The sequence below is a fragment of the Nitrospira sp. genome (assembly GCA_029194665.1).
GTDB lineage: Bacteria > Nitrospirota > Nitrospiria > Nitrospirales > Nitrospiraceae > Nitrospira_D.
Genome location: JARFXO010000001.1, coordinates 398777 through 414218, shown reverse-complemented (window position 1 = coordinate 414218; position 15442 = coordinate 398777). Strand labels below are relative to the sequence as shown.

14 protein-coding genes are annotated in these 15442 nt (G+C 55.5%); 2 read left to right on the top strand and 12 right to left on the bottom strand.

What is annotated here, in order from left to right; translation table 11 throughout:
- Positions 1-157: 157 nt before the first annotated feature.
- The 12 genes from P0119_01975 to P0119_01920 form a co-directional block, all read right to left on the bottom strand.
- On the bottom strand, positions 158-1702 hold the full coding sequence (locus tag P0119_01975) for a hypothetical protein (GenBank protein ID MDF0664822.1): 1545 nt from the start codon (positions 1700-1702) through the stop codon (positions 158-160).
- A 76-nt stretch (positions 1703-1778) separates the two neighbouring features.
- Positions 1779-2138: a hypothetical protein gene (locus P0119_01970; GenBank protein MDF0664821.1), complete on the bottom strand. Its 360-nt coding sequence runs from the start codon at positions 2136-2138 to the stop codon at positions 1779-1781.
- 5 nt (positions 2139-2143) lie between these two features.
- Positions 2144-3208, bottom strand: a complete 1065-nt coding sequence (locus P0119_01965; GenBank protein ID MDF0664820.1) for a transporter — start codon at positions 3206-3208, stop codon at positions 2144-2146.
- A 211-nt stretch (positions 3209-3419) separates the two neighbouring features.
- The gene (locus P0119_01960; protein ID MDF0664819.1) at positions 3420-3770 is read right to left on the bottom strand and encodes a hypothetical protein; all 351 of its coding nucleotides are present in this window, start codon (positions 3768-3770) and stop codon (positions 3420-3422) included.
- 449 nt (positions 3771-4219) lie between these two features.
- Positions 4220-4438, bottom strand: a complete 219-nt coding sequence (locus P0119_01955) for an excisionase family DNA-binding protein (GenBank protein ID MDF0664818.1) — start codon at positions 4436-4438, stop codon at positions 4220-4222.
- A 73-nt stretch (positions 4439-4511) separates the two neighbouring features.
- Entirely contained in the window at positions 4512-6875 is a 2364-nt protein-coding gene (locus P0119_01950) for a TonB-dependent receptor plug domain-containing protein (GenBank protein ID MDF0664817.1), read from the bottom strand.
- Positions 6876-6988: 113 nt separating this feature from the next.
- Positions 6989-7294: a hypothetical protein gene (locus tag P0119_01945; protein ID MDF0664816.1), complete on the bottom strand. Its 306-nt coding sequence runs from the start codon at positions 7292-7294 to the stop codon at positions 6989-6991.
- Entirely contained in the window at positions 7291-7851 is a 561-nt protein-coding gene (locus P0119_01940; protein MDF0664815.1) for a TlpA disulfide reductase family protein, read from the bottom strand. The genes P0119_01945 and P0119_01940 overlap by 4 nt, the downstream gene beginning before the upstream one ends.
- Positions 7841-9118 (bottom strand): sialidase family protein, encoded by a 1278-nt coding sequence (locus tag P0119_01935; GenBank protein MDF0664814.1) that lies wholly within the window; start codon positions 9116-9118, stop codon positions 7841-7843. The genes P0119_01940 and P0119_01935 overlap by 11 nt, the downstream gene beginning before the upstream one ends.
- 89 nt (positions 9119-9207) lie before the next feature.
- Entirely contained in the window at positions 9208-10065 is an 858-nt protein-coding gene (locus tag P0119_01930) for an energy transducer TonB (protein MDF0664813.1), read from the bottom strand.
- Positions 10066-10131: 66 nt separating this feature from the next.
- On the bottom strand, positions 10132-10683 hold the full coding sequence (locus P0119_01925; protein ID MDF0664812.1) for a TlpA disulfide reductase family protein: 552 nt from the start codon (positions 10681-10683) through the stop codon (positions 10132-10134).
- 37 nt (positions 10684-10720) lie between these two features.
- Positions 10721-11842: a hypothetical protein gene (locus P0119_01920; GenBank protein MDF0664811.1), complete on the bottom strand. Its 1122-nt coding sequence runs from the start codon at positions 11840-11842 to the stop codon at positions 10721-10723.
- Positions 11843-12012: 170 nt separating this feature from the next.
- Here P0119_01920 and P0119_01915 point away from each other — a divergent pair, with 170 nt between their 5' ends.
- Entirely contained in the window at positions 12013-12291 is a 279-nt protein-coding gene (locus P0119_01915) for a hypothetical protein (GenBank protein ID MDF0664810.1), read from the top strand.
- A 235-nt stretch (positions 12292-12526) separates the two neighbouring features.
- Entirely contained in the window at positions 12527-15250 is a 2724-nt protein-coding gene (gene secA / locus P0119_01910) for a preprotein translocase subunit SecA (protein ID MDF0664809.1), read from the top strand.
- Positions 15251-15442: the final 192 nt, after the last annotated feature.

Genomic DNA, 15442 nt, shown 5'->3' with positions numbered 1-15442 from the left:
GGGCGGAGGCCAAGGGAGGCGCGCCTCCACCCCGCGCTTGGTCCGAGCCGGAGGCAGCCTGCTCGGACAAAATATATACCCAAATCAACCAACGCTTCGTGTTGTTGCTGGATGATCCATCGATGAAGCCTCAATAGATCGACCGATCCACCTCGGACTAATTGCTCGCCTGGTTGCCGGCGGCGGCAGCACCGGGGTAATACACCAACACTGCTCCAGGACTTATCCCAACAGTTACGTTCTCTTTGATCGCATTATCCACCGCATTGATGATGGACACCGAACCAAGAGCACCAAAATTAGACACCACCACGTACTTGGCTTCACCGGCTCCCTGCACCAAGACATCCATGCTATGTCGCCCTGTTGGCAATAAGGTGATTTCTCCGTTCGGAAGAAGCGTCAGCGTCGACGGCGTCGCGGTGAGGGTCGACGAATCATACGCAAAGAGGCGATCTTTCTTCGTCACTGTCGCCGCTGTGGAATTTCCGACTAAGAGGTAGAAGCGATGTCCGTCGGCGGAAAATTTGAATGACGAACCTCCGGTCAGAAACGTCCCGGTCGTTGCCCCATCCAGTTCCGGAGTGTTCAAGTCTGCTACAACCGGATTCGTGGCGCTGAGATCGATGACGCCTAGTTTCATCGCCTGTGGAGCAATTGTCTCTCCGCGCAGCATGAGAAACCTTCCATCAGGGCTGATTCCATACGACGTGTACGGTGTGCCGGCGAGATCGAAGGTCCTCGTGATGGCAAACGTTGTGGGATCGATTTCTGCGATCTGTCCATATCCTTCTTGAATGCTGTAGATTTTCTTCGTGAGTTTCGACCAGCGAATTCCATGGGGTCCAGAGCTATTAGGTGTGAACGGAGTCGTCAAAGGAGTGAGCGACTCATCATTGCAAGGGGTCGTTTCCTTGGTCGAATCGCATAGATCAATGCGCGCGACCATCTTGAGGTAATCCGCCGATGACTCCTCGTCGTCGATCACGGCGATTTCACCGCTGGTTTCGCTGGAAACGAAGGCTCGTTTGGGAACGCCAGCTCCGGATGAGAAAGCAGTCACGCGGTGTCCGGCGGCCAGCACACAGATCGTTTTCTCGACCGTGGGTGCTGTTCCTCCCGGTCCAAGATGAGAGTTGTGAATAATTGTGACCGAGCCGCCCGGGACTGCACCGCCGGGGCGAGCTGGATTGTTGCAGTTGACCAGATCTTCACCCGGAGTAGTTGCGCCAGGGGTGCTGTCGCCATCGTTCATGATCCAGATCACTTCTCCATCGTTTGTATCGCGGTAGATATGGACCGGTCTGGTGCCGGCAGGCAGATTCACCTCGTGTACGGGAGTTGCCGCCGTCAAGGGATCGATCGTCGCAACTTTGTTGGCAGCTGTCAGATTGACGAAGACCCATTCTCCGATTGAAAACTGCATATCTCCCAAGGCCACATTCTCGAATTGCGCCGCGGGGATTGTGTTAACCACGACATTCCCTGAGTCGCCTTTCAACGCGACGCTGGTCAGGCTCTTGTCGCCCGTATTATTCACGAATGCCAAGGGGCTGCTCGCTCCGGCGCTGCCGCCGGGCGCCGGTGTTCCCGTGGTCGGAGTGGATTCCCCTGAACCGCACGCAGCAAGGCCGATCAACGCGAGTCCTAACGCGCCAGTTGTGATACTGGGTAGATAACTTCCTCTCTTCGTAGCTTCCATGGACCGGTCCTTTCTGGTTAGTGTCGTTTTCTAAATATTGACGGGAGCGCATCCGGCTCCCTGAGTGAACATGGTTTTATGCGGTCTGACGAACAACCTGCGGCGGGCCACGAGGCGGGAATCCGCCGGCAAAGACAGTATCCAATAGGGAAATACCGCCTAGGCTCCAGGCGCGGTTTACGTGAAGGTCGGCGAAGACTTCGCATCGTCCAACGCCGCCCTGGATATCGAGCCCGCCACAGTGCCAGGCACAATGACTGGCAGCGGACGCCGCATCATGGGGACAATGAGATGCCATCGCCCCCTCTTCATGGGCATGGGCAAGCGGAGCCAAGCACAAGGTCAACGCAGCAACAAGCGCACCGCATCGGGAGCGATAACCCCATGCAAGCAAAGTCCTCAGCCTGCCGTTCGTCTCACGGTTCATACGCGGCACGCGGCTTACGACCCTCCCAGGACTTGAAAACTCCTCGTCACCCCTGCCACAAAGCTCGTGTCCTGTTGCAGGTTGCCGTTGAAATCTCGGTAGATCGGAATCTGCGCGATGAAATAGGCCTGGGCATAGTCCCACAGATTGACCAGCAGGCCGGTCGAAAACCCGACAAACGTGAAGTTCGTCGTCGGGACAGAACGGCTGGTTACGGTCAAATCAACCGGTAACGCCCGATCGATCGGTGGTCCGACGAACTGGTACAGCGCCGCGTCCATACTGTCCTGAGTCTTGTACCGGAAGTTGATCTGTTCGGTCAGAACCAGCCAGGGAACCGTCACAATATTGAACCCCGCATTGAACGAGAATTCCTGTCCGAACTGATAGCCGTCAGAATTGCGGAGGCTATAGCGCCAGGTCCCCTGTGAAAACTGATTCAGCCGATGGGGGAGAATTTCGTAGGTCTGGTAGAAGCCCGGCTGGAAACCGAACGCGCCCCGGCCGAGCTGGAGCGTGGATTCCGCATATTGACCGTTCGGTCCCGTCTGCTGATATGTGCCCGTCGGAAAATAGACGGCCATATCCAGCACGAACATGCTCCGTAGGGTTGGGAGCATGTTGTATTTCAGCCTCGCCATCACATCGCCCAGTCCGTTGTTGTCATAGTTCGAGACCGTGCCCGGTCCAAACTGGCCGATGGACTGCACCCACTTATACGGCAGCATCACTTCGAGTCCAAATCGTTCCGTAAGGCCATAGTTCAGATTCAGCGCCGCCGTTTGTACGAGCGTTTCCAGTTTGTCGACCTGGGTATTGCCTAAAATGAGTTGTTTGGTTTGCTGGTTCGCAAAGGGGATCGTGTTCGCCCCCTCCGGTCCGGGAGAGGAAGGCGTGTAGTTGTACATGAGGTTCGTGGTGAGTATCCCCGCAGGCGAGACCTGCTGTTGCGAGCCGATGACGACAAAGCAAGTGACCGCGCCGCAAGAAGCGTGGGCAGTGGATGGCCAAAGCGTGGAGCCCCACATTCCCACTGCACCCACAAGCGCAATGACAGAGAACAAGAGCTTACGTAGCATAGATCCATGGTCTTTCTGTTAGTCCCGCCATAAACGGGGTCCAAACGGTTCCCCTCGCCGCACTACAGAATTGATAACGGAGCAAGTGCGGACTTGGCGCCAGAAGCCGGATGGCCGCCGGCCCGGACAACCCACCCCGCTTGTCGTTGTTGCCTGAATGCGCCGAGGCTCAATAAGCAGAGGCGTGTAGAGTGAACCTATCGGCTACTGCTTATCCGATCCTGACGAGGGAGAACGATGGAGGCGCGCGAGTCTGAACGGTTGAAGACGGTTGCAAGAGACAAAATCGACCGGAGGCGAGAGCGGCGGGCCTCATCGCCAGCTGAGTGACAGTCGACGGAGACCCGCTTGTTTCGGCGGCATCTACTGTTGCCTGGCAAACCCAGGCGCAGAGTAGATTCTGATCGGATGACCCTTTGTCGCTATGATGGTGCTGATGACTCCGAAACCGGTCCGCATGAGTCAGGGCACACCCCGCAGTCATCACGAGCAGTGTGCTGTAGATCAACACCACAAACCCGATGAGCCACACGGTATAGCGGGAGAGCCGGGGTCGCATCATGAATCTCACCACAATAGCCGTCTCTATACGGCAGACCCGACAACTTGTCTACCGACGATTGCTCATCGTTGCAACAAGTAGCGATTCTCAATTAACATTTGTCACTGATCTATTCGACGCTATCACTGCCTGACGCTCGAGGCATACGGAATGTGTCGCTCTCATTGCTTTCAATATGGAGTTTTGCGGTGCCGGCGGCCAAAATGTGGGGGTCTTCGTGGAGTGGCACGACCAGCACCTCGCAGCGATTCTGTGCGGGCAAGAGGACCGGATGGTGGGTAAGGACAACGTCGTGAGGTATCAGGAGCTGAGGCTGCAAAGTCCACCGGATCAACACCGGTTCTACTATACATGCAGCAGGACTGCACATCCGGCGATTGAGAGCTGATGAAAAGATCGGCGGGAACTTTTCACGGGCATCCCTTGGTCCGCCGGATGACGATGGTGGGTCAAGGCGTGCGGGCACGGATGGAGCCAGACAACGTGCCGTCGCTGAGAACCGCAGACTTCTGAATCAAGCATTGAACCGACTCATTAAAAATGCGCAAACTGCCCTTCCCGATCTTGGCGCCCCGCAACTTGCCCTCTTCCACCCATCGGTAGATCGTCCATCGGCTTACACTCAAATATTCTGCCGCCTCGTCCACACGCAACAGCAATTTGTCCATATGACACCTCCGTCAAATTCGTCGTCCAGCCCATGCAAACCTTGTCTCTACCCCGTGATGCATCCATAGCTTCCTAAAAGAGTCCTAACGTCACCCCTCCATAAATAGCTCGCCCGTAGCCGGCATAGAACGCCTGTCGCCCCGCAGCTTGGGCATGTGTTTCGCCGGTGATCACTTGTCCGGAGGCGGCATATGTCGTGTCTGCGATGTTGTCGACTTGAACGAACAGCTTGGCGAATCGGAACCAGGAGGATTTCGACAGTTCGATATTCTTGTGCACATTGATGTTCCCGGTCACATAGGAAGGAAATCCGAACGTATTACTGTTGTTCAAGAAATAGCTATTGGAGTAATTCCCTTCGACCCAGGCACCCCATCCGGTCGGCGCATGATAGTACTCCAGCTTCCCGTTTAGAGTGTCGGTCGGCACATTCGGCACTTGGTTGCCGTCACGCACAATGAATCCGGAAGCTGTCCGATCGGAAAAATTGATGTACTCCGTATTGATGTGGGTGTAGGCGCCGGATACCCGCAGACCTGAGACAGGCCGCCATTCGGCGAAGAGTTCGACACCGCGATACCTGGAGGAGGGTGCATTGACCGATGCGGTGTTATTCCCTGAAATCACCTGTGTGATGATTTCGTCTCGAAAGAACGTATAAAATCCGACGAGGTGGACGAGCAAGGTCGGATGCAGCCTCATCTCCGTCCCGAGTTCAAGGTTGAGATTCTTTTGGGGTCTCAGGTCGAAATTGCTCCCGGGAAGTCCCGTGACAGGATCTCGCAAGAGATTGTTGAACTGCGGAATCCCATACCCAGTCGAGGCCCGGATCCAATTGCGATAGTCTACCGATGGTTTCCAAATCAGCGCTCCTTCCGGCGCCCAGTTTAGATAGGACCGATTGATGCTGGCGCGCGTGTCTACCAAAGCAGTGGTTGGATTATAGTTCGTGGCATCCACGCTGATAGTCGATTGTTCAAAGCCGAGGCCGACCGCGAAAGTCCAGTTCTGATAGAATTCCAATTCCTCACGAAACCGACCGCCGATGTTGAAAATAGATCCACGGGTGTTCTGCAGCAACGTCCCTTTCGTTCCAAAGCCATCCGCAAGATTCTGGAAGGTGTTGCCCTTCTGATCCATGTAATTGACAAAGAAACCGACATAGCTCTTCAAGGGCATGGCTCCCAGTCGGCCGTCGTGTCGCAAGTCGGCATAGCTCTTGTAGTTGGGATTCGTGTTCTCGATAATCTGCGAAAATGATTGCTGGATGTCTTTGAGGTCGTAGTCTGCTTCCACCGTCAAGACAGTGTTTGCATCGATCTGACGTTCGTAGATCCCTCCGATAATCGTTCTGGTATCGACGCGGCTTTGATCGAGCAGAATCGCATTGGCGCAACCGGGGTTGTAGGTGCCGGGCGTACAAGGCGTCTGCGCGCCACCGGCCTGCCGTTCATCAGCAAAGAACTGTCCCTGTGTGAGTCTGGTGGGCACTTTGGTATTGAGCCAGTTGGTGATCGCTTTGAAGTAGAAATTCTGCCGGTCATCCAGTTTGTACCGAATATTGAAATTAAGGGTTTGCGTGTTGTAGTTGCTGTGTTGGATAAATCCATCTGCCGCCATCTGACTGCCGAACATCGCGATATCGAACCGGTCCGTTGCCTGGCCGAAGGCGAGGCCGTACTTCTGGAAGCCAAAGGATCCTCCCGATAAGAATGTTTCCAGCCCGTGAATGTCGCTCCCTCGTCTCGTTCGGAAGTGAACCATTCCACCCAATGCGTAGTTGTCGTACAAGGAAGAGGATGCCCCGCGAATGACTTCAACGCTGCGCATGAACCAGGGATCTTGCATATCCAGGCGTGAAAGGCCGTCGGACTGGGTCTGAGAGATTCCGTCTTCGTACACCTTGATATCCCGAATCGCAAAGGTGGTCTTGGCGCCTTGTCCTCGGATCATCATGCTGAAATCTCGAGGCCCATTGGCCTGTCGCAAGACGATACCGGGAAGCGATTCCATGGATTCTTTCATGGTTCTGGTCGGCTGGGATTCCGTTTCGGAAGGGACCGTTGCCGAAAGCGACAACCCTTCAGGCCGATTCTGTTGACGCTTGCTGACGATGCTCATGTCAGCGAGATCGAAATCCGGTTTCGCAGATGCGGCTTCGGTCGCAGCCTCCTCTGAGGCAGGCTCCGTGTCCTCCTTAATAATCGTTGGACGTTCTCCTTCAGGCTTGCCGCTCTCCTTCTTCTGCTGCAATTCCTCAAGTTCCTGAAGAATATCCTTAAGTTGATCGCGCAGCTCTTTCTCGCGCGCCGACGCAGATGGATCTGAAGAAGACGTTCCTTGCGCGAAAACGTCGTTGCCGGTGGCCGCACAGATCACGAAGATACCTACAGCAATCCCATAACCCCATCGAGAAATACGTGCCAATTCGGACATGATCGCCGACTCCTCGCTCGATCAGATTGGTGAAGAGCATAGTCCGACGTATAGCCTGATCTGGCCAGCGACGCCGGTAACCAGCTTACGACTGATACGGATCTAGAAAGGGATCACTGAGGAGGTGCGCGAGAACGAGAAACCGTGGAAATGAAATGAAGTTGTGGTGCTGCATCAACCAACCGCTGCAGTGCTACGACGGCGAAGAACCCGAGGAGAGGTGCGGCTGCGTGGATGCTGGCCGTCGGGTGAACCTGACAAACCCAGGCACAGAGCGTGGAGTGAGCAGCATGAGACGGAGTGTGGTGAGCATGGCCCGACTCTTCTGTGTGCATGACGAGACAGCCTGCCGCGCTCACCGCAAGAGCGGCATAGAGCAGGACCATCCCAACGGCGAAGGGTGCAAACCAACGTTTCATTTCATCCCATCAAGAACATGCCGTATCAGCGCGACCGACTCCTCGCTGTCCCAGGCCCTCGGCCCGACTGCGCGACCGACGGCTCGCCCCTCTTGCGTAATGAGCACGGTCGTCGGCAGCCCTCTGACCATAAAGGACCGCGACACATCTTCATTCTCGTCGAACAGCACGGGGAGCCGGATGCCTAGGTGATCGAGAAACTGCTTGATCCCCTGTGGATGCATGTCCGTCGTAACGGTCACCACCTGGAACTGTGTGGAATCGAACTGTGATTGGAGTCTGGCGAGCGACGGCATTTCTTCTTTGCACGGCCCACACCAGGTTGCCCAAAAATTCAGAAGGATGGTTTTTCCAGCCAATTCCTTCGAGTGGACGGTCCTGCCGTCAAGCTCCTTCAGGTTGAACGATGCGATCGGAGAACCACCCACTACTCGACTGACACGGAGCGCGGCAAAGGGATCGATGACTGCGGCGGCTGAACGCAGCGGAACATCAACGGAGCCGAACAGGATCACGCACCCGACGAGCAAGAGACCGTTCAGAATCTTACCGTTCATGGCCCCCGGTCCTCTCAGCCATCACGTTCTGCATCGGGAATTGCAAGGTTTGGATCACGAGCCGATGCGCCGGCATGGCATGTTCCTTCCAACCCATCACGACTGTCCCATGCTGATTGACCGCCACGGTCGGCGTCTGGCCGTTCTTTTCGTTCAGTTTGATCGGAACGTTGAACGACCGGCCGCGATCGAGCGAATAGCTGACCACGACTTCTCGACGGACGGGTGATTGTTCTTCCCAGATGACGGCAATCCTCCCCGCCGGATCGACCGCCATCTGCGGATGGTCTGGGAAGGTCCCTTTGGACCGGTTCAATTGCTTCTTGGCCGAAAACGTCTGCCCTTGGTCATCGGAGTAGGCCAAATAGATTGCGGGCGTTTCGTCGGCGCCCTCCGTGTACCACACCACATACAGTCGCCCTTGCCGATCGACACCGAGCGACGCCGGACGATGCGGGCAGGCAGGATAGACCCACCGATCGTCGCCGACGATCACTGACGGCGAAAATGTCTCGCCGCCGTCCATCGATCGAGAGACCACGGTCTCCCGAAGATTGCCGTCAAAAATCTTTCGCCACGCGACATAGACAGTTCCCTCCGCGGACGTCGCCACGGCTGTTCTGCAACAGACACAAGTATCATCGTCGATCTTGAGATTCTTTGAGATCGTGTGTCCATGATCCGTCGATCTCGCGACGAACGTTCCGGGCTCTTTCTTGCCTTCGCGGCCATCGATCCAGGCCATGTGCAGGGCTCCGTTCGGAGCTGTCTGGATCGAATCGAAGGTGTGCTGGACGACTTGGTCGTCATCATTCACCAAGATGGACGGGATAAATGAGCGTCCACCGTCCATGGACCTGCTGAGCCTCAGTTCGCCGGAAAACGGCTTATCAGGTGTGATGTTCGGGTGGGTCTGCGACCACGAGACAAAAACCTCATCTCCACGAACTGCTACGGCCGGGGATTCCTGGCGATAATAGACATGCTCAGTCGGTTGGTTCACAGAGACGGGCCTTCCAATCGGCCCACCTGGTTGTTCAGATCTCGCAAAGAGAATGGTACGGGTTTCCCTGTCTTCCTCCACCCAGGCGGCCGAAATGACACCCTGTTCATCGATCTGTACCGATGGCCCGACGACACCCTTCACCTGGTGAACCGTCATATGCTTAGGACCAAAAATGACGGCCGGTTCGGAAGTCTCGGCCCAGACTTGCATCGACATCAAAAATGACAGGATCACGATGAATGTAGCAGTGAAGGTTCGCATCACTTATTATCCTTCCGGATCTTGGATGATATCCCTCATAAGCTTGGACGAGTCGCGTTCATGAAGGTGCCTCACCTTCATTCGACTCACTAATTGGCCAAGCTATACACGATCGGAAGACTCACGACGATCTGCGGCTTCCCGATGGCATGTTTCATGTGGAGTGGACAGGCCAGTTTCACCGCCTCGATCGCCGCGTCGTCAAGTGCGCTATGTCCGGAACTCTTCTGGACGGATACGTCGGCCAAATGGCCGTCCGATCGGATGATGGCTTTCAAGACCACTTTCCCTTCTTGACCGTTCATGCGGGCCTGATTCGGATAGCGCTTGAGCTCGGCCACCCGCCGCCACAGCGACTCGGCCAACCACCGATGATCCACTTTCGTTTCCGGACCGGGCGCCGGAGCCTTGGCCATCTCCATTGGCGTGGTATCCACGCGAGCTTCCTGGGACGGGGATTCTGCCGACATCTCTTGTTGGGCGACGGCCTCATGCGATGAGGTAGGAGCTGCTGCAACAGCTACCGACTCCTGTTGAGCCGGTGAAGCCTCAATCGGCTCCGGTTGCTTTTCTTCTACGACCGGCTCGACCTTTGATTCAGTCCTCTCGACAACACGTTGTTCAACCGGCTCCTCCCGTGGCTGAGGCTCGATTTTCCGCTCCAACGGCGTTACCGCCTGGGTTACTTCCGTCATTCGTCTAGGACGTGGCTGAGACACGACTTTCGCCGGTGGCTGTACAGGAGCCACGACTGACGGCGCTTGTTCCGATATGGATTCCGTCTTCGTCGCCTCCACCAACGCCACATCCCACTCGAATAAGTCCTTCTGCACGAGGGGCTTGATCTGCCCGGCCAGAAGAAACGCGACACCAACCACCACGCCATGGAGAGTTACCGAAATTCCCCAGGCTGGGAAAAAGAATCGGTTTTCATCTGTTGAGATCATGTCGATTTCTGCCCTTCCCCTTTCCGCTAATCAGGTCGCCAACCCCCGTTCTTCGTCTACATATGGCTACCGCAGAGCGGCAGCCTTCATGGGTTCCGACTGTTGGATACGAGCCACGGTGTCGAGGATCACTTGTTCGGTCAGAAGACCGCCCTTGATGTATTCCTGAACGACACCCTTCTCATCGATGAACACGCTCACAGGCAAGCCGAAGACTCCGAACTGGTTCGCGACCTTGTTGTCTCGATCCATGAGCACCGGAAACGTGTGGCCATATTGCTTGATGTGCTCACGCACTTTGGCATCGTCTTCCAATTCATTGATAGCCAACACCACAAACCCCTTATCACGGAGCTGGTCGTACGTTGCCTGCATGGCAGGCATTTCCGTCGTGCAGGGCTTGCACCATGTCGCCCAGAAATTCACCAGCACGACTTTCCCGCGATATTGACTCAAGCTCTGTGACTTGCCCTCCAGATCGACCAAGCGAAAATCCTCTGCGGTTGTCCCCACCGCCGGGACCCGCGAACCCATTCCCCACACCAAGCTGCCGGTGAGCACGCCTGTTAAACTCAGGGCCAACAGCCCCAACATGGTCTTGCTGTACATCCTCTTCATGATTATCTCCTCATCACCACTGTGGCTCCTTTGAGAACTAACTCTTCATCAACTGCAACGATCGAGTCACACCGAAGATAAAACTTGTTCCCTGAGCGAGATTGTTGTTGGAATCCCGCATGATCGGAATCTCTGAGTAGAAGTACAGCGATGTCATCTTCGTCAACGGTGAATCAATCACTCCTTCCAGATTGACCTGGAATCCCGGTGAGAACGCGAAGTAGGTGGAGCCGGTGTTCGGCACATCGCGGTTCAGGATCGTGGGATCGATCACAATCGGTTCACCTGGGAAGTCGGGAGCATCAGCAGGCGTGGCCGATCGCTGCAACGATGCACTGATATTGTCGTGGACTAAATACCTCCAATGGAACTGGCCCATCAGCGCCAACCACGGCGCTTTTTCTAGCGGGATTCCGCTCGCGCCCAGGCTGAGATTGTACTCATCACCGAACTGATAACCGTAATTATTGCGGAACGTATGGCGATAGCTCCCGAAAAAAAACTGGTTGAGCCGATGGGGAATCAGTTCGTAGGTCTGATAGAGCGACCCAATGAGTCCCACATTGCCTCGTCCCAATTGTGTCGGCGACTCCATGAGGTCCCCGTTCGCATCGTTGGCGCTCGTGTTGCCGGTCGGCACTTGTACCCCGAATGCGGGGACGATCATGCTTCTCAGCGTCGGCAGCAGGTTGTACTTGGCCGTAATGATCATGTCGCCGATTCCGTTGTCTTTGAAAGGCACCAATTCACCCTCGCCGTTGGGGCCGTCTTCCCCGAGTCCATCGATATGCTTGTGCGTCCTCCACAGATACGGAATGGTGACCTGCACACCTAGGCGTTCCGTGATACCGTAATTAAAGTCAAAGGCGACCATCTGCGTGATTGTCCGAATTTCTTGGTGATGGTCCAGGATTAGAACGCGATCCCCTTGATCGATCCCCGGAATCACACCGTTGGTCCCGTCGAGCAAGCGCATCGGTGTATAACTGTAAATGGTGTTGAACGTTAAGAGACCGGCTTGCGGCACCTGTTGCTGAGAGCCGATGACGACGAAACAGGTCACAGCCCCACAAGCTGCTTCGGCATCCCGAATGGTGGGCCAGCCAAGGATCAGGGCAGATCCGAGCACACAAGCGAAGAGAGAATGTTTGACCGCCATAATGCTCCGGACGCCTTATTGTGACGTTTACCTCGAACCACGTGTAGCCTAGCTCATCACGTAGTCACGTGCGGCTAGACGGCTCTGAACGAACGCAACGAAGATTACAAGGAGAATGGAGGAGCACGGCTGGAGGAAATGGGAGACGGCTCAGAGATTGAACCGTTCGAATGAGCGATTGGAACAAGGGCAATGGGGCTGCGCTCGATCTGAATCAGCACGACATCACTGTCAAGAACCGTGCCGGCAGCACACATCCACGAGCAGAGCAGCGTCCCATGCGTGGCCGCTTGATGCTGAGCGTGATGTCCCGCATGTTCGGCAGATTGCGCCTGCGCCAATCCGCCAACCGCAAGGACACAGAGCACAAGTGCGGTGGAAAGAACCTTATAGAACGATTGCTTCATCGGCGGCTTCTTTTTCAAGCGGCGACACCCATCCTTCAATGAGGAGCTGACCCGTCAGTCCAACAATTGCCGGATGCCCACTGATGCTACAGATGCACCAGCGCGTGAATACTAGGCGGCCGGAAGAACGCCTGTCAAGCGTCCGTCACGCCGTCCGAAGTTCGGGTAGGATTCAATGGGGAAATTCTGTATACTACACAGATTATTTCGACATCAAACCCATTTACAGCACGACGAATGCCTTTCTGAATGCCTTTCTCTTTCTGGATACCTTTCTATGGTCACCCAAGTACTCAATCTGATCTTTGGCAGCAAGAACGAGCGCGAAATCAAGACCCTCCGTCCGATCGTGGAGCAAATCAACGGCTTGGAGGTCGGACTCACGCCACTCTCGGATCAAGCACTTGCCGACAAGACGCAGGATTTCAAGAAGCGCCTTGAAGCAGGTCAGACGCTGGACGACATCTTGCCCGAAGCGTTTGCTGTATGCCGAGAAATGTCTCGCCGCAAGCTCAACATGCGGCATTTCGACGTGCAACTGATCGGCGGGATGATTCTCAACCGTGGCCGCATCGCCGAAATGAAAACCGGCGAAGGCAAGACCTTGGTGGCAACACTTCCGATCTATTTGAATGCCTTAGAAGGTAGGGGCGCCCATCTCGTCACCGTCAACGATTATCTCGCCAAACGTGACGCCCAGTGGATGGGGCAGCTCTACCATGCCCTAGGCCTATCCACTGGAATTATTCAGCATGATGCTTCCTTCTTGTTCGATCCGACCTACGAAGCCGCGGACAAACGGCTACAACACCTTCGTCCCTGTACAAGACCCGAGGCGTATCGCGCCGACATTACCTACGGTACCAACAACGAATATGGGTTCGACTACCTCCGTGACAACCTCGTGGTCACCGATTTGAATCAATGCGTGCAGCGGGAGTTGAACTTCGCCATCGTCGACGAAGTCGACAGCATTTTGATCGATGAAGCGCGGACGCCGTTGATCATCTCGGGCCCGACCGACCAGACCACCGACCTTTATTACCGAATCAACGCGATCATTCCGCAACTCAAAGCCGAGACGGACTACACCATCGAAGAAAAGACCAAGACCGCTGCGCTCACCGAAGACGGCAATGCGCGCGTCGAAAAACTGCTCGGTGTCGATAATCTGTACGATCCGGCCCACATGGACATGGTCCATCACGTGGTGAAAGCCTTGCAAGCCTACACGCTCTATAAACGAGACGTGGACTACGTCGTGAAGGACGGCGAAGTCATCATCGTGGATGAATTTACCGGCCGCTTAATGCCGGGTCGGCGGTGGAGTGACGGGCTGCATCAAGCCGTCGAGGCCAAAGAGGGCGTGAAGATCGCCAACGAGAATCAGACGCTCGCGTCGGTGACCTTTCAAAATTACTTCCGCATGTACAAGAAACTGAGCGGCATGACCGGTACCGCGGACACAGAAGCCGCCGAATTCGCCAAGATCTATAACCTCGACGTCAACGTCGTGCCGACCAACCGCCAAATGATTCGGCAAGATTATGCCGACGTCGTCTATCGAACCGAGAAGGAAAAGTTCGCAGCGATCGTCGAGGAGATCAAAGAATGCCATGAGCGCGGACAGCCGGTATTGGTCGGGACCATTTCGATCGAAAAGTCGGAAAAGCTCGCCGGGCTGTTGAATCGAAACGGCGTGAAGCATAACGTCCTCAACGCCAAGCAACACGAACGCGAAGCAGAAATCGTCGCGCAAGCCGGGCGCAAAGGCGCGGTCACGATTGCCACGAACATGGCGGGACGAGGTACCGACATCTTGTTGGGCGGCAACCCCGATTTCATGTACAAACAGGTTTTGTATCGGGAAGAGAACCTCCCGGAGAGCCGCAAGCTTGAAATCTATGAAGGCATTCGATCCGATTGCGACAAGGACAAACAGGAAGTCCTCGCATCCGGCGGGCTTCATATCCTCGGCACGGAGCGGCACGAGAGCCGCCGCATCGACAACCAGCTTCGAGGACGGGCCGGCCGCCAAGGCGATCCAGGGACGTCGAGATTTTACCTGTCGCTGGAAGACGACCTCATGCGGATCTTCGCTTCGGAACGGGTGTCACAGCTGATGCTCAAGCTCGGCATGGAGGAGGGCGTCCCCATCGAGCACGGGATGGTGACTCGCGCGATCGCGAACGCGCAGAAGAAGGTCGAAGCGCATAACTTCGAAATCCGCAAACAACTGCTCGAATACGACGACGTCATGAACAAACAGCGCGAAGTGATCTATCGGCATCGCCGGGCCGTGCTGAACGGAGACAACCTTACCAACGACCTTCATGACATGATGGCCGGTTCCGTGGAATCTTCCCTCAATGTGTATTGTCCCCCCGATCAATATCCGGAAGAATGGGACGTCAAAGGCTTGACCGAGGTCATGCAGAGTCAGTTCGGGTTGGATATCACCCAGGGGAAGCATGATGGGGGAGACTCGCTGCGCGACGTCGGACGCAACGCATTACAGGAAGATCTTCGAGCCCACGTTACAGACGCCTACACGAGAAAAGAGCAAGAGCTGAGCTCGGACCTGATGCGTTTTCTCGAGAAGACATTCATGCTCCAGGTCATCGACCATCACTGGAAAGATCATCTGCTTGGGATGGACCATCTGCGAGACGGCATCGGCCTTCGCGGCTACGGACAGAAGGATCCGCTGATCGAGTATAAACGTGAAGGCTTCGACCTCTTCGCCGGCATGATGGAACGAATCAAATCCGATACGCTCGATCGACTGTTTCATGTGCAGGCGGTCCGCCACGAAGGAGAACAACCGGCGCACCCATTGCAGCCGATCATCTCGCGTCCGCAGCCCAAACTCACCTTGAACCGTGGCGACGAGCCGGCTGTTGCGCTGGCTCCCGTCCACCGGTCCGAAAACAAGGTCGGGCGCAATGATCCTTGCCCTTGCGGCAGCGGAAAAAAATACAAAAAGTGCCACGGGGCGTGAAGGGAACGTTGAAGATAGCCACTACTCTGCTATTCTTCAGCAGAAATAGAATTGCTGCATCCGCTGCAACTCCAGGATGAGATCCTCGAACCGTGCCGGCTCCTGTGGAACCTCTCTCAGTCGCCGCAGGTTACAGACGATCGTAGTAAAAGCTTGCTAACCCTCATCAGTGATTCATTTCACAGCAACGGA

What these genes read in the sequence shown, in the direction of transcription:
- P0119_01975 (MDF0664822.1), bottom strand. Translation starts at nt 1,702, where the DNA reads ATGGAAGCTACGAAGAGAGGAAGTTATCTACCCAGTATCACAACTGGC.
- P0119_01965 (MDF0664820.1), bottom strand. Translation starts at nt 3,208, where the DNA reads ATGCTACGTAAGCTCTTGTTCTCTGTCATTGCGCTTGTGGGTGCAGTG.
- P0119_01960 (MDF0664819.1), bottom strand. Translation starts at nt 3,770, where the DNA reads ATGATGCGACCCCGGCTCTCCCGCTATACCGTGTGGCTCATCGGGTTT.
- P0119_01955 (MDF0664818.1), bottom strand. Translation starts at nt 4,438, where the DNA reads ATGGACAAATTGCTGTTGCGTGTGGACGAGGCGGCAGAATATTTGAGT.
- P0119_01950 (MDF0664817.1), bottom strand. Translation starts at nt 6,875, where the DNA reads ATGTCCGAATTGGCACGTATTTCTCGATGGGGTTATGGGATTGCTGTA.
- P0119_01945 (MDF0664816.1), bottom strand. Translation starts at nt 7,294, where the DNA reads ATGAAACGTTGGTTTGCACCCTTCGCCGTTGGGATGGTCCTGCTCTAT.
- P0119_01940 (MDF0664815.1), bottom strand. Translation starts at nt 7,851, where the DNA reads ATGAACGGTAAGATTCTGAACGGTCTCTTGCTCGTCGGGTGCGTGATC.
- P0119_01935 (MDF0664814.1), bottom strand. Translation starts at nt 9,118, where the DNA reads ATGCGAACCTTCACTGCTACATTCATCGTGATCCTGTCATTTTTGATG.
- P0119_01930 (MDF0664813.1), bottom strand. Translation starts at nt 10,065, where the DNA reads ATGATCTCAACAGATGAAAACCGATTCTTTTTCCCAGCCTGGGGAATT.
- P0119_01925 (MDF0664812.1), bottom strand. Translation starts at nt 10,683, where the DNA reads ATGAAGAGGATGTACAGCAAGACCATGTTGGGGCTGTTGGCCCTGAGT.
- P0119_01920 (MDF0664811.1), bottom strand. Translation starts at nt 11,842, where the DNA reads ATGGCGGTCAAACATTCTCTCTTCGCTTGTGTGCTCGGATCTGCCCTG.
- P0119_01915 (MDF0664810.1), top strand. Translation starts at nt 12,013, where the DNA reads ATGAGCGATTGGAACAAGGGCAATGGGGCTGCGCTCGATCTGAATCAG.
- secA (MDF0664809.1), top strand. Translation starts at nt 12,527, where the DNA reads ATGGTCACCCAAGTACTCAATCTGATCTTTGGCAGCAAGAACGAGCGC.